We start from the raw sequence: 13023 nt of genomic DNA, 5'->3' as shown, positions 1-13023 counted from the left end.
CCGTATTCAACGGCTAGCACTTCTGCACACTGCTAGACTCGAAACATTAATGTGAGATTTACATATGGCGCTAGACCGCTTTGGCTTCCTATTCACGGCCCTGCTGCTGACGTCAGTTTCAGTACCGGCAGCCTACGCCGATTCGCTTGAAGCCGCGCTGCTCAAAGCAGCACCTGACGCCAACGCCAAAGTCATCGGGCTGGCCGTACGCGCTACCCAATGCAGCTTGGCCCAAGGCAAAGCCCCTGTCCAAAGACTCGCTGTCATCGACTACTCACTGCCTTCGACCGAACAACGGTTGTGGGTGTTCGATCTGAAGAAACGCAAATTACTGTTCCACGAACTGGTCGCCCACGGTCGCAACAGCGGCGAGAACATGGCGGTCAAGTTCTCCAACCAGAATGAAAGCTTTGCCACCAGCCTTGGTTTATATCGGACCCAATCGAGCTATGTCGGCCAGAATGGTTATTCCTTGCGCATGGAAGGTCTGGAGCCGGGGTTCAATGACAACGCATTAGAGCGGGCGATCGTTATTCACGGGGCGCCCTATGTCAGTCCGGTTCTTGCCCGAGCGAATGGCCGGATCGGTAGAAGCCTGGGTTGTCCGGCGGTGCGGCCGGCGATTGCGCATAAGTTGATTGATTCGATGAAAGATGGGCAGTTGTTGTTTTCTTACTATCCGGATCAGCGCTGGTTGAAGTCGTCTTCGTATATCAATTGCGGTGGCGGCACTGTGGCCTCAGCGTCAACACCCGGTACACGCTAATAAATACAGCATGAACCTGACAAAACTGTAATCCCCGCCTCAGCCTGCTGAAAGGCACCGCCCGTTAGCCTCGTCGTCAAGCTCTCTCCACGCTGACGGACCGGGAAAACGGAATGCATTCCAACACATCAAGACGCACCTTCGTGAAGGGGCTGGCCGCGGGCGGGCTCCTCGGCGGGCTCGGGTTATGGCGCACGCCTGTCTGGGCGGTCACCAGCCCTGGCGAGCCCCAGGTTTTGGCGGGCACCGACTTCGACCTGTTCATCGGCGAAACCCCGGTCAACATCACCGGCAACCCGCGCACCGCAATGACCATCAACGGCGGTATTCCCGGCCCCCTGTTGCGCTGGCGCGAAGGTGACACGGTGACGCTGCGGGTGAAAAACAAACTCAACGCCAACACCTCCATTCACTGGCACGGCATCTTGCTGCCGGCCAACATGGACGGCGTGCCAGGGCTGAGCTTTCACGGCATCGAGCCGGACGGCATGTACGTTTACCAGTTCAAGGTCCGGCAGAACGGCACTTACTGGTACCACAGCCATTCGGGTTTTCAGGAGCAGTCCGGCGTTTACGGGCCGCTGGTGATTGACGCCAAGGAACCGGAGCCGTTTCAGTACGACCGCGATTACGTGGTGATGCTGACCGACTGGACCGATGAAGATCCGGTCAGCCTGATGAAGACGCTGAAAAAGCAATCCGATTACTACAACTACAACAAGCCCACCGTGGGTGATTTCATCCACGACGTCAGCGAGAAAGGTTGGGGTTCCACAGTCGCCGACAGAAAGATGTGGGCCGAAATGAAGATGAACCCCACCGACCTGGCAGACGTCAGCGGCGCAACTTACACCTACTTGATGAACGGCCAGGCGCCGAACTCGAACTGGACGGGCGTGTTCCGGCCGGGCGAGAAGCTGCGCCTGCGCTTCATCAATGGCTCCGCCATGACCTACTTCGACGTGCGCATTCCCGGGTTGAAAATGACGGTGGTCGCTGCGGATGGCCTGCACGTCAAACCGGTGAGCGTCGATGAGTTTCGCATTGCGGTGGCCGAGACCTTCGATGTGATTGTCGAGCCAACCGAAGCGGCTTACACCTTGTTCGCCCAGTCGATGGATCGGACGGGATTTGCACGCGGCACGCTGGCAGCGAAGGCGGGTTTATCCGCACCGGTACCGCCGCTGGACCCGCGGCCGCTGGTGACCATGGATGACATGGGCATGGGCGGCATGGATCACGGCAGCATGGCGGGCATGGATCACAGCACCATGGCCATGCCCGGCATGCAGTCCCATCCCGAGACGGAAAAAGACAACCCGCTGGTGGACATGCAAGCCATGACCACCGCCCCCAAACTCGACGATCCCGGCCTCGGCCTGCGCAACAACGGCCGCCGCGTCCTGACCTATTCCGACCTGCGCAGCACCTTCGAAGACCCGGACGGTCGCGACCCCAGCCGTACCATCGAACTGCACCTCACCGGCCACATGGAGAAATTCGCCTGGTCGTTCAACGGCGTGAAGTTCTCCGACGCCGAACCTGTGCGCCTCAAATACGGCGAGCGGGTTCGGGTGGTGCTGGTCAACGACACGATGATGACTCACCCGATCCATCTGCACGGCATGTGGAGCGACCTCGAAGACGAGAACGGTGAATTCATGGTGCGCAAACACACCATCGACATGCCGCCCGGTTCCCGACGCAGCTATCGGGTCACCGCCGACGCACTCGGCCGTTGGGCCTATCACTGCCATCTCCTGTACCACATGGAAATGGGCATGTTCCGTGAAGTTCGGGTGGAAGAATGAGGCGCCTATCCATGACCAGACTCACCTCCCTCTCTTTGGTACTCGTGACCGCGAGCCTGACACTCTCCTCGGCGATGGCCGCCACCGACGACATGCAGAACATGGATCACAGCCAGATGCCGGGCATGGACCATAGCCAGATGCCGGCCATGGACCACAGCCAAATGCAAAGCATGGACGACGGCCAGATGCAGCCCGCCGCGCCGACCGAAAGCCGCACGCCGATCCCGGCGCTGACCGATGCCGACCGCGCCGCCGTGTACGCAAGCCCGACCGGGCACAACGTGCATGACACCGCGCTCAACTACTACTTCCTCGCCGATAAACTCGAATGGCAGGACGCTGACAACGGCAGCACCCTGGCCTGGGATCTCTCCGGCTGGATCGGCGGCGACATCGATCGCCTGTGGTTGCGCTCCGAAGGCGAACGTACCAATGGCAAAACCGAAGACGCCGAAATCCAGGCCCTGTGGGGCCACGCAATCTCCCCGTGGTGGGACGTGGTGACCGGCGTTCGCCAGGACTTCAAACCCGGCGACCCGCAAACCTGGGCCGCGCTCGGCGTGCAAGGGATGGCGCTGTACAACTTCGAAGCCGAGGCCACCGCCTTCATCGGTGAAGGCGGCCAAACGGCCGCACGATTGGAAGGCGACTACGACATCCTGCTGACCAACCGACTGATCCTGCAGCCGACCGCCGAGCTCAACGTCTACGGCAAAAACGACCCGCAACGGGGGATCGGTTCCGGGCTATCCAACACCGAAGCCGGACTGCGACTGCGCTATGAAATCCGCCGGGAAATCGCGCCCTATATCGGCGTGACCTGGAACCGGACCTACGGCAAAACCGCCGACTACGCCAACGATGAAGGTGAGGATCGCAGCGAAGCACGCCTGGTCCTCGGTGTTCGCCTGTGGTTCTAAACGCATTAACTCAACAACCAAAAAAACAACCGCTTAAAGCGGTAAGAGGCCTTGCATGCGCATGATTAAAACTACCGCTGTTGTCATTGGACTGCTCATGAGCGCGCTCGCTCAAGCGCACCCGAAACTGCTGTCTTCCACCCCGGCCGAAGGTGCGGATGGCGCGGCACCCGGCACCGTCGAACTGCACTTCTCGGAAAACCTCATGACCCAGTTCTCCGGCGCAAAATTGGTCATGACCGAAATGCCCGGCATGGCGCACTCCCCCATGCCGATGAAAGCCAAAGTCTCTGGTGGCAGCGATCCGAAAACCATGGTCATCACACCGCTTTCGCCACTGCCTGCCGGCACCTACAAAGTAGAATGGCGCGCGGTGTCATCGGACACCCACCCGATTACCGGCAACGTTACGTTCAAAGTGAAGTGATTGATGAGCGACTCGGTCAGCATTGCACTGCGCTTTGGGTTGTATGTGGATTTGATGTTGTTGTTTGGGCTGGCGCTGTTTGGGCTCTATAGCCTTAAAGGACAGGAACGGATATCGGGCGCGGCGTTGCCGTTTCGGTCGATGTTGGTGGGAACGGCGGTGCTGGCTGTGCTGTTTTCCATCGCCAGCATGGTGATGATGGCGAGCGCCATGAGCGGCGAGACGGACTTTGCCGAGCTGCGCCCGCATATCGAGATGATGGTGTTTGAGACGGATGTCGGGCTGGCCTGGGTCGTGCGCATTGTCGCGTTGGTTGTCGGCGGTTTGGCGATGATGCTCAATCCACGTGCGCCCGGGTTCAGCCTGCTGATCGTGTCTTTTGCCGGCGCTATCGCCTTGGCCAGCCTGGCCTGGAGCGGTCACGGAGCGATGGATGAAGGTAGCCGGCGGTATTGGCATTTCATCACCGACATCTTGCATCTGCTGGCGGCGGGGGCGTGGCTGGGTGGGTTGATCGCATTTGCCTTGTTATCAAGGATCAACGCACTGCAAAGCGAAGAACGCATCCGGCTGCTCGTCCGTGCTGTTAAGCGGTTTGAATGGGTGGGCGCGGTGATTGTGATCGTGATCACCGTGACGGGAATCGTGAACTACCTGTTCATTGTCGGCCCTGAACTTGACGAGGTGTTTCTCAGCACCTACGGGATTTTGCTGTTTATCAAAGTCGGGTTGTTTGCCGGAATGCTGGTGCTGGCCGCGTTGAATCGGTTTCACCTTGGGCCACTGTTAGAGCGTTCGCTGCAGGACAGGCAATACCAGGTAGCGGCGAATGCATTGCGGCGCAGCGTGGTGGTTGAATTGGCAGCGGCGGTGTTGATTGTGGGGTTGGTGGCCTGGCTGGGGACGTTGAGTCCAGAGATGGAAATGAGCGCGGAGTAACGTAAAAAGGGCACTACTTGATATGGATCAATGACGGCCCATTGCTCGGGACTAAGCTCAAAGTCACCCCTCGGATCGAGTACGCACTATGCTCCGGTTCCGCACTCACCTACCGCTGTTGATCCGCCAAGTGCTCGCACTGTGGCCGCCCGCACGCCTGCGCTTCGTTCGCTTCAACAATTAAAACCGTCCTCCGGGCGTCCGCAATTCCGGACGCTCCCTTTGGCTTCGCCACTTTAGCGCGGCCCAACAGTTCCTGTACGTCCCTGACTCACTGGAGATTGCCATGCATATGCACTTCAAAGCACTCGTCGCCGCACTGCTCATCAGTAGCCCATTGGCTGCTCTGGCCGTCGAGGAAAATCACCCCGACACACCGCCTACCGCACCGACCACCGCCGCCACCGCCACCGCCACCGCGCAAGACAAGGCCATGAGCGAACAGATGGAAAAAATGCAGGCCGCCCACGAAAAAATGATCGCCGCCAAAACCCCGGCCGAACGCCAGGCCGCCATGCAAGAAGGCATGGCCACGATGAAGGACAGCATGGGCATGATGCACAACCACTGCCAAGGCATGGGCATGGGCAAAGGCATGTCCGGCGGCAAGGACCGCTCAGACCAGATGATGGGCATGATGATGAAAATGATGGATCAGCAGTCGAGCATGATGAAGATGCCGATGAACAACTAACGCCCTTTAAGAAGCGCTTGACCTTGCCATCGTGACAAGGTCAACCATCGATCTACTTCATCACACCAGCTGCCGCTCACAGTCAAAGAGGTTTACGTAATGAACAGCACTGAACTGCAAGTCGAAGGCATGAGCTGCGGGAGTTGCGTCAAACACATCAACGCCGCGTTGCAACCGCTCGCAGGAGTGGGCGAAGTGACTGTCGATCTGGCGTCCGGTCGGGTCAAGGTGACTGGAGATACCCAGAGCGATGTTCTGTTATCGGCATTGAAGGAGGCAGGGTATCCAGCAAGCGTACTGACAGAAGACAAACACGAAAGCGTAAAGAAGAAATCTGGCTGCGGCGGTTCAAGTTGCTGCTGTCACTGAGTCCACCCCGGTCAGGATGATGTTGAGCGGTGTAGCAGAAAGTAAGTACTCTCAGCACCCTCTCCATCATGGAAGCCGGAAAACAATGAACAACCTGAAAAGCACAATGATGCTCGGTGGCCTGCTCGCTCTATCGTTTGCCGCTCAGGCAGAGCAATCGCACTTGGACAGCGTCATCCAACAGGGCCAATTGCGCGTGTGCACAACAGGCGACTACAAACCCTACACCGTCAAAGCCGAAGACGGCGAATACTCGGGCATAGACATCGCCATGGCCCGCTCGTTGGCCGACAGCCTCGGCGTCAAGGTCGAGTGGGTGCAGACCACCTGGAAAACCCTGATGCCTGACATGCTCGCGGGCAAATGCGACATCGGCGTCGGCGGCATCTCGGTCACCCTGGAGCGCCAGAAAAAGGCCTTCTTCAGCACCACGCTGGACGTCGACGGCAAAATCCCGCTGGTGCGCTGCGAAGATCAGGCGCTGTACCAGACCGTCGAGCAAATCAACCAGCCTTCGGTTCGTCTGGTCGAACCGGCCGGCGGCACCAACGAAGCCTTTGTTCACGCCTTTCTACCCAAGGCGCAATTACGACTTCATGACAACGTGACCATCTTCCAGGAGCTACTGGACAAGAAGGCTGACGTGATGATCACTGATGCTTCGGAAGCGCTGTATCAGCAGAAACTCAAACCTGGTTTATGCGCGGTGAACCCGAAGCAATTCATGCAATACGGCGAGAAGGCTTACTTGCTGCCGCGTGATGACATGACCTGGAAGTTGTACGTCGATCAGTGGCTGCACCTGGCCAAGGTGACAGGCAACTACCAGAAAGTTTTGGGTCAGTGGATAGCCACGCCCGAGCCCAAATAGCCGCTATACAGCAGTCGCCAACCCAAAGCACACGGCACATCAGGCAAAACGCAAAACGGCGGAAACACTTCCGCCGTTAATCGTCGTGCAACAACCCCGAACTGTACTCGCCGAAGCTGTTGCCGAGCGCACTGCCATGGAAATTCATCTTATTGGGGTTGTTGGTAGGCCCCGGACCAAAACCGGCAGACGGCAGGGTGGCTTCCGAAAATTCGCTATGGGTGCTTGCACCCGAACAGGCGCTCAACAGCAATGCACCGGCGATCAGAGCGACTTTGAAGAGGTTCGAGATCATTTTTCAGTTTCCTGTGGGTGGGAAGCGCGGTGACCTTAGGTCGTTATCCTATGCCGCGAGGCCGCCAGGGATTATGAAACTTTGCTGGGTGACAGCGTTGGTTCAGGTAGTGGTTGCTTGAGGCAAAAAAGGGAGTTCTCCAGACAAACTGTCAAAAGAGCAACGTCCTACACGACTCTGGGAATTGTCCGTACACTTGCGCATTGCTGTGCTTTTGTCTCGAGGCCTATAGTCCACCCAACGCCAAAATGGCGTGTCGGGTTTGGCGACTCGATGGCAATTGAACTGAAACCTTCGAGCATTTTCGGAGCGTTTCGGAACGCACTTAGCTGCCTGTTTTATGGTGGCTGTGCGCGGGAGACCTTAGGGTCTGCCGGTTTCTCCATTGCCCGGTTCGCCAACCCGCGTACGGCTACCACCCATTCGTTTGGCGACGATTGAGTAGTAGCTCTTCTCAAATTAATGGAGCTTCACATGAAAGAATTTATGGCTTTAACCAGCAACGCCGACGACTTCCCCTCGCTGTACGTAAACACCACCCAACCGCTGCATTCACTGCTTAGCACCGCACGCTACCGAATTGGCGCGGTAACACAGATCCTGGAAAACCTCGCGATGCGCGGCGACATCACCACGGATTCAGTGATACTCAGCGACTTCGCAATGCTTTGCTGCATACCTTTGCGCGATGGCTGCGATGTGCTGGATGTCGTTGCGCGACGTATGGATGCTGAACCGTCCTGATGTCACAAAGGGGCGTCCTTTCCGGACGCCCCTCCGCCCGCGCAGGGGCCCAGACCACCCGCCCCCCCTACAAAAGCGTGAGAACGCCAGCAATATGAGATGCCGGCACCCCGACACTGTTAAATTTGGTAGGCCACGATAATTTTGTAGAGCAACACAAATGCGCCCATCGCACCCAAGAGCCCCCAAGCGCCGCGTTTTAACAGTATCAGCCTACGCTTCAGCGGAGCTGGAAAGTTTATTAGGTCTTCGGCGCTTGCCCTTCCGTCACGGAGATAAATATGAGGAGCGGTTACTACCCCAATTATTCCGCTCAATAAGAATAAACGCCCCCAAGGTCCTCCGTTTTTAAACGGCTCACGAACCATCACCGAAGGACAGTTATTCAAATGACTTAACATCGTATCCATCTTGGTGTAAGCCAGATGCAGCGCAACGCTGAGTAAAATGAACAACCCAAAAATGTCAGCACTACACAGATAACCAACGAGGCGCGCAGTGTTGGTCATTTCCCACTCTCGTAGATAACGTCACCCATGATCTCGCCTCCCATCCCACCGACGGCGCCAGCAGCAAAAGAACCCACTCCGGCAGTGCACACGCACGGATCCTTCATATAAGACACCGTAGACCGACGTCGTTAGACGTTGTAGGCCTTTGTTATTTTTATAGCCGCAACAGATACAAACATCGCCGCCAAAAGCAAGATGACGCCCCACTGAAGTACAGCCAGCTTTTTCTTGAGCGGCGCGGGAAAACTATTTAAGTCCTCAATACTGACCCCGCCGTGCTTAAGATAAATACCTGGGAAAGTAACAATTCCCGATATGCCACCTACCAGTAACAGTTTCCCCCAAGGACCAGCGTGCCGGAGTGGTGCGCGATTCATTACAGCAGAGCAATTTTTTAGGCGCTCCAACATCTCATCCATTCGTGCATATGCCAAATGCAGACATATGCCGATCCAAATGAATAAACCAAGAAGAACAGCACCAAACGAAAGGACGGAAAGATCATATGCGGAGTTAACTAAATTCATCTGCTTTTCTCATAAATGAATTCACCCAATGCCTCACCACCAGTGCCACCAATGGCACCACCTACCAAAGAGCCAGCCCCCACGACTATGAGACCGCATACCAAAGTGCCAACGCCTCCAGTAGGGACACCTAAACCCACACAAATAGCTCCCGCAGTAGAACCTGCTAAAAAAGTACCGGCAGCGGCCCCACCACCAAAACCACCCGCAAAGCTCCCGCCTTCGGTGAACTTGACACGCTTACAAGCCGCAGCATCTCCGGCAGTGCACACGTCCTGAACCTTCATATAAGACGCCCCTCCACCTACCGCCGTACCCAACCAGCCACCGTACTTAATGTATTTTGCCGCCTTGGCCACGCCGTCTAAATGGGTGGCATAACCTGGAATCTGAGAAGGAGCACCTGCCAACGTCCAACTATGCACCAGGCTTGTACTGGAAATACCCAACGCGGTTTTCAGCTTCGGATGATCTGGGAATCCAATGGCTTTTTTAGTCAGATAGGTCAGTCGGGTATCAAGTTGGTTAAATAACGTTTTGCGCTCAGCAAAGAAAACCGGCGAGCTCAAATTGCCGTCACGCACGAACGTCCGCTGATGCAAGGTTTCGATGTCACGAAGAGAGGTTTTCACATCCTCCAGGTTCTTGGCAAAGATCGCTTCGCCGACGCCAACTGAAGTAGACCCCTGAGAGAGAAAGGATTCGAACTCTTCACGATGCTGCACCATAAAACTGGCTTCTTGATCGGTCATCTGCCCAAGCGCCGAATTCACTTTCTCAGCCGCTTCCATCAACAAGGCGTCTTCACGGGTGCATTGCAAGTTTTTCGGGTCGCTCAGAACGATCAGCTGTCCGGGTTTGGCATAGGCCGAAAGCTGTGGATTGATCGTACGAAATTTTTCCAGGATTGCTGCGCTAGGTTGCTCAAACAGTGCCGCTTCAAGTGCCGAGCGAGACATAGGCTGTTGGACGATATGGAATCCCGGCTCAGCGCTTTTCGAATCGTTGGAGACCGATTGTTCCTCAGTCTTCGACTCTTTCGGGGTATTGGAGTCTACGAGTGCATTCGAAGCGGCAGCCTTCTCATTGAGCTTTGGATCGGCCAATAGGCTAGCCATCTTTTCATCGTCCACAGTTCCGTTCGGGCGTATCGCCCCGAGCGCCGCGAAGTTGATGATTGCTGCTCCGGGGCTCGCACTAAAGACAAACCCTCCGCCGACATCACCTGACCCGCTGATGATCGTTCCACCGTGACTGGTTGGGCTTCCCAAATGAGCCATGGGTCGGCCATTCACTAGAATCGAACGGAACCCCGTGGTAATGACTGCACCACAGCCGCAGGTATCACCGACACGGGCAGCCCCCATACTGTCGATGTTGGTATCACCGCTGGCCGATGCAATGGGAGTAATGCCGTGCCCGGGCATTGGGCAGGTGTGTTTATCGCCTAATCGCGCAGAAGGGGTCATACATCGTCCTTGAGGAGTTCCGGCCCGAGGCGTGGGCAAGATAACGTTAACCGGAAGATCTGGCGTAAGCGTTAGGAAATATCCTAAGAGTTGTGCTCCGCGTTCCGATTCCATGTCATTGCAGGGGGGAAGATAACAGCTCAAACACAAGATGTTGAGTGATGGCGCTCCGCCCATGGTGGATCACAATCTCTTATTAGGGATATCGGATAGGAAATGGGGACACCCATTAGCCGGTCTCGAGCCAAGGTCAAAAGCCGACTTGCCCTGAACCATCGCTGCAAGACTGGCCTAAGCCCCGCAACCCCAATCCTGATAAACTCCCCACCTCCCAGCCTCACCCATCTCAGAACCGCCAATGCCCCTAATCGCCGCCACACCCGCCCCGCTCTCCCGCCGCTTTTCCGTCGCCCCCATGATGGATTGGACTGATAGGCACTGCCGTTTTTTCCTACGCCTACTCTCCAAGCACGCTCTCCTCTACACAGAAATGGTCACCACCGGCGCGTTGCTCAACGGCGATCACGACCGATTTCTGCGTCACAACGAAGCCGAACACCCGCTCGCCCTGCAACTCGGCGGCAGTGTGCCGCTGGACTTGGCCGCCTGCGCGCGAATGGCGCAGGAGCACGGTTACGACGAGGTGAATCTTAATGTCGGCTGCCCGAGTGATCGGGTGCAGAACAATATGATCGGAGCGTGCCTGATGGGGCATCCGCAGTTGGTGGCCGATTGTGTGAAGGCGATGCGCGATGCGGTGTCGATTCCGGTGACGGTGAAGCATCGCATCGGGATTAATGGGCGGGACAGTTACGAGGAGTTGTGTGATTTCGTCGGCACGGTTCGGGATGCCGGGTGCACGAGTTTTACGGTGCATGCGCGGATTGCGATTCTGGAGGGGTTGTCGCCGAAGGAGAACCGCGACATCCCGCCCCTGCGTTATGACGTGGCGGCGCGGTTGAAGACGGATTTTCCAGAGTTGGAGATTATTCTCAACGGCGGGATCAAGACGCTGGAAGCCTGTCACGAGCATTTGCAGACGTTCGACGGTGTGATGTTGGGTCGTGAGGCCTATCACAACCCTTATGTGATGGCCGAGGTGGATCAGCAACTGTTCGGCAGCACGGCGCCGGTGATCAGCCGGGCCGAGGCGCTGGCGCAGTTGCGGCCTTATATAGCCGCGCACATTGATGCGGGCGGCTCGATGCACCATATCACTCGGCATGTGCTGGGGCTGGGCACCGGGTTTCCCGGGGCGCGCAAGTTTCGGCAGTTGTTGTCGGTCGATATTCACAAGGCTAAAGAGCCTTTGGCGTTGCTGGATCAGGCGGCGGAGTTGCTTGAGGGGCGTTAACGGTCGCTTGGGTTGAACCTGTGGTCTGATTTGGCATCGTATTTACCGATACCGCGCCCCGCCATTCAAACAGCCGTTTTCAGGTTGTTGCCGCTGGGGCCTTCGATACGTACATGCACCCTTGAGTGGCTGTCAGCGCTCGGGTAATGTCATTAGACCCATAGGACAGAGCACGCCCATGACTTCCAAGCTGGAACAACTCAAACAAATGACCACCGTGGTTGCCGACACCGGCGACTTCGAAGCTATCGCTCGCGTTAAACCCGTGGACGCTACCACCAACCCTTCCCTGCTGCTCAAAGCGGCGGCCATTCCCGGTTATGCCGAGTTGCTGAACGCTTGCGTCAGCGACTGCAAGGGCGATGTGGGCCTGGCCAGCGACCGTTTTGGCGTTGCGGTAGGGCAAGAAATTCTGAAAGTGATTCCTGGCCGTATTTCCACCGAAGTGGATGCGCGCCTGTCGTTCGACACTGACGCCGTATTGAAGCGTGCGCACCGTCTGATCGACCTGTACGACAAGGCCGGCATTGGCCGTGACCGCGTGCTGATCAAGATCGCTTCCACCTGGGAAGGCATCCGCGCTGCCGAAATTCTGGAAAAAGAAGGCATTCAGACCAACCTGACGCTGCTGTTTTCGTTCGCTCAGGCTGCGGCGTGTGCTGATGCAGGGGTTTTCCTGATTTCGCCGTTTGTAGGTCGCATCTACGACTGGTACAAGAAGGCCAACGGCAACGACTACACCGGCGCGGATGATCCGGGCGTGCAGTCGGTGACGCGCATCTACAACTACTACAAGGCCAATGACTACAAGACTGTGGTCATGGGTGCGAGCTTCCGGAACCTGAATCAGATCGAGCAACTGGCCGGTTGCGACCGTCTGACCATCAGCCCGGATCTGATTGATAAGCTGGCGGCGGACACTGGCAAGCTGGAGCGCAAATTGGCGCCGGGTCACGCTGGTGAAGCGCGTTTGAGCTTGAATGAAGCGCAGTTCCGTTGGTTGTCCAACGAGGACGCGATGGCGACCGAGAAACTGGCTGAGGGTATTCGTCAGTTCGCTCGCGACCAGGAAAAGCTTGAGGCGTTGCTGCAAGCCAAGCTGTGATTTGATTTAGCTTGATGCAAAAAGGGCGAACCTTGGTGGGTTCGCCCTTTTTTTGCGTTGAATTTGGGTAGTGGCTTCGCGCTGAAAGATGTGGTGATTGTTATGGCGCCTTCGCGAGCAGGCTCGCTCCCACAGGAGATTTTTTGGGGAGCCGGGATGGTGTGTTCGACGCAAGACTAATGTGGGAGCGAACCTGCTCGCGATGGGGTCTTCGGAC

At 56.9% G+C, this 13023-nt stretch carries 15 protein-coding genes; 11 read left to right on the top strand and 4 right to left on the bottom strand.

Features of this window, described 5'->3' with window-relative positions; translation table 11 throughout:
- Positions 1-64 precede the first annotated feature (64 nt).
- The 8 genes from KW848_RS15705 to KW848_RS15670 all read left to right on the top strand — a co-directional run bounded on the left by KW848_RS15705 (position 65) and on the right by KW848_RS15670 (position 6800).
- Complete coding sequence (locus KW848_RS15705) at positions 65-766, top strand: murein L,D-transpeptidase catalytic domain family protein (protein WP_192407302.1); 702 nt, start codon at positions 65-67, stop codon at positions 764-766.
- 113 nt (positions 767-879) lie between these two features.
- Entirely contained in the window at positions 880-2577 is a 1698-nt protein-coding gene (locus KW848_RS15700) for a copper resistance system multicopper oxidase (RefSeq protein ID WP_218537392.1), read from the top strand.
- Positions 2578-2588: 11 nt separating this feature from the next.
- Positions 2589-3500, top strand: coding sequence for a copper resistance protein B (locus KW848_RS15695; protein WP_218537391.1), 912 nt, complete (start codon positions 2589-2591; stop codon positions 3498-3500).
- A 55-nt stretch (positions 3501-3555) separates the two neighbouring features.
- On the top strand, positions 3556-3927 hold the full coding sequence (gene copC, locus KW848_RS15690; protein ID WP_192407297.1) for a copper homeostasis periplasmic binding protein CopC: 372 nt from the start codon (positions 3556-3558) through the stop codon (positions 3925-3927).
- Between the two features lie 3 nt (positions 3928-3930).
- Positions 3931-4866 (top strand): copper homeostasis membrane protein CopD, encoded by a 936-nt coding sequence (copD, locus tag KW848_RS15685; protein ID WP_218537390.1) that lies wholly within the window; start codon positions 3931-3933, stop codon positions 4864-4866.
- A 286-nt stretch (positions 4867-5152) separates the two neighbouring features.
- A complete protein-coding gene (locus KW848_RS15680) occupies positions 5153-5560 on the top strand; it encodes a hypothetical protein (protein ID WP_218537389.1) in 408 nt (135 codons plus the stop codon).
- 99 nt (positions 5561-5659) lie between these two features.
- On the top strand, positions 5660-5929 hold the full coding sequence (locus KW848_RS15675; protein WP_111450562.1) for a heavy-metal-associated domain-containing protein: 270 nt from the start codon (positions 5660-5662) through the stop codon (positions 5927-5929).
- Between the two features lie 85 nt (positions 5930-6014).
- Complete coding sequence (locus KW848_RS15670) at positions 6015-6800, top strand: transporter substrate-binding domain-containing protein (protein WP_218537388.1); 786 nt, start codon at positions 6015-6017, stop codon at positions 6798-6800.
- Positions 6801-6876: 76 nt separating this feature from the next.
- Here the strand turns inward: KW848_RS15670 and KW848_RS15665 are convergent, their stop codons facing one another.
- Complete coding sequence (locus tag KW848_RS15665) at positions 6877-7095, bottom strand: hypothetical protein (protein WP_218537387.1); 219 nt, start codon at positions 7093-7095, stop codon at positions 6877-6879.
- A gap of 474 nt (positions 7096-7569) precedes the next feature.
- Between KW848_RS15665 and KW848_RS15660 the strand changes: the two genes are divergently transcribed.
- Positions 7570-7839, top strand: coding sequence for a short-chain dehydrogenase (locus tag KW848_RS15660; protein WP_218537386.1), 270 nt, complete (start codon positions 7570-7572; stop codon positions 7837-7839).
- 119 nt (positions 7840-7958) lie between these two features.
- Here KW848_RS15660 and KW848_RS15655 read toward each other — a convergent pair whose 3' ends face one another.
- From KW848_RS15655 to KW848_RS15645, 3 genes are all read right to left on the bottom strand, one after another.
- Positions 7959-8348, bottom strand: coding sequence for a hypothetical protein (locus KW848_RS15655; RefSeq protein ID WP_218537385.1), 390 nt, complete (start codon positions 8346-8348; stop codon positions 7959-7961).
- Positions 8349-8479: 131 nt separating this feature from the next.
- Positions 8480-8878, bottom strand: a complete 399-nt coding sequence (locus KW848_RS15650; RefSeq protein WP_218537384.1) for a hypothetical protein — start codon at positions 8876-8878, stop codon at positions 8480-8482.
- Positions 8875-10347: a PAAR domain-containing protein gene (locus tag KW848_RS15645; RefSeq protein WP_218537383.1), complete on the bottom strand. Its 1473-nt coding sequence runs from the start codon at positions 10345-10347 to the stop codon at positions 8875-8877. Before KW848_RS15645 ends, KW848_RS15650 begins: the two co-directional genes overlap by 4 nt.
- 358 nt (positions 10348-10705) lie before the next feature.
- Between KW848_RS15645 and dusA the strand changes: the two genes are divergently transcribed.
- Together dusA and tal are read left to right on the top strand one after the other, a co-directional pair.
- A complete protein-coding gene (gene dusA / locus KW848_RS15640; RefSeq protein ID WP_218537382.1) occupies positions 10706-11701 on the top strand; it encodes a tRNA dihydrouridine(20/20a) synthase DusA in 996 nt (331 codons plus the stop codon).
- Positions 11702-11879: 178 nt separating this feature from the next.
- Positions 11880-12806 carry a transaldolase gene (tal, locus tag KW848_RS15635; RefSeq protein ID WP_008151357.1) on the top strand — a complete coding sequence of 309 codons (927 nt, stop codon included), beginning with the start codon at positions 11880-11882 and terminating at the stop codon, positions 12804-12806.
- Positions 12807-13023: the final 217 nt, after the last annotated feature.

The sequence above is a fragment of the Pseudomonas sp. PDM25 genome (assembly GCF_019219045.1).
Classification (GTDB): Bacteria; Pseudomonadota; Gammaproteobacteria; order Pseudomonadales; family Pseudomonadaceae; genus Aquipseudomonas.
This window is presented reverse-complemented; position numbering and strand designations above follow the sequence as displayed.

Bases quoted from the DNA above. Each gene is read 5' to 3' on its own strand.
- KW848_RS15705 (WP_192407302.1), top strand. From the start codon at position 65: ATGGCGCTAGACCGCTTTGGCTTCCTATTCACGGCCCTGCTGCTGACG.
- KW848_RS15700 (WP_218537392.1), top strand. From the start codon at position 880: ATGCATTCCAACACATCAAGACGCACCTTCGTGAAGGGGCTGGCCGCG.
- KW848_RS15695 (WP_218537391.1), top strand. From the start codon at position 2,589: ATGACCAGACTCACCTCCCTCTCTTTGGTACTCGTGACCGCGAGCCTG.
- copC (WP_192407297.1), top strand. From the start codon at position 3,556: ATGCGCATGATTAAAACTACCGCTGTTGTCATTGGACTGCTCATGAGC.
- copD (WP_218537390.1), top strand. From the start codon at position 3,931: ATGAGCGACTCGGTCAGCATTGCACTGCGCTTTGGGTTGTATGTGGAT.
- KW848_RS15680 (WP_218537389.1), top strand. From the start codon at position 5,153: ATGCATATGCACTTCAAAGCACTCGTCGCCGCACTGCTCATCAGTAGC.
- KW848_RS15675 (WP_111450562.1), top strand. From the start codon at position 5,660: ATGAACAGCACTGAACTGCAAGTCGAAGGCATGAGCTGCGGGAGTTGC.
- KW848_RS15670 (WP_218537388.1), top strand. From the start codon at position 6,015: ATGAACAACCTGAAAAGCACAATGATGCTCGGTGGCCTGCTCGCTCTA.
- KW848_RS15665 (WP_218537387.1), bottom strand. From the start codon at position 7,095: ATGATCTCGAACCTCTTCAAAGTCGCTCTGATCGCCGGTGCATTGCTG.
- KW848_RS15660 (WP_218537386.1), top strand. From the start codon at position 7,570: ATGAAAGAATTTATGGCTTTAACCAGCAACGCCGACGACTTCCCCTCG.
- KW848_RS15655 (WP_218537385.1), bottom strand. From the start codon at position 8,348: ATGACCAACACTGCGCGCCTCGTTGGTTATCTGTGTAGTGCTGACATT.
- KW848_RS15650 (WP_218537384.1), bottom strand. From the start codon at position 8,878: ATGAATTTAGTTAACTCCGCATATGATCTTTCCGTCCTTTCGTTTGGT.
- KW848_RS15645 (WP_218537383.1), bottom strand. From the start codon at position 10,347: ATGACCCCTTCTGCGCGATTAGGCGATAAACACACCTGCCCAATGCCC.
- dusA (WP_218537382.1), top strand. From the start codon at position 10,706: ATGCCCCTAATCGCCGCCACACCCGCCCCGCTCTCCCGCCGCTTTTCC.
- tal (WP_008151357.1), top strand. From the start codon at position 11,880: ATGACTTCCAAGCTGGAACAACTCAAACAAATGACCACCGTGGTTGCC.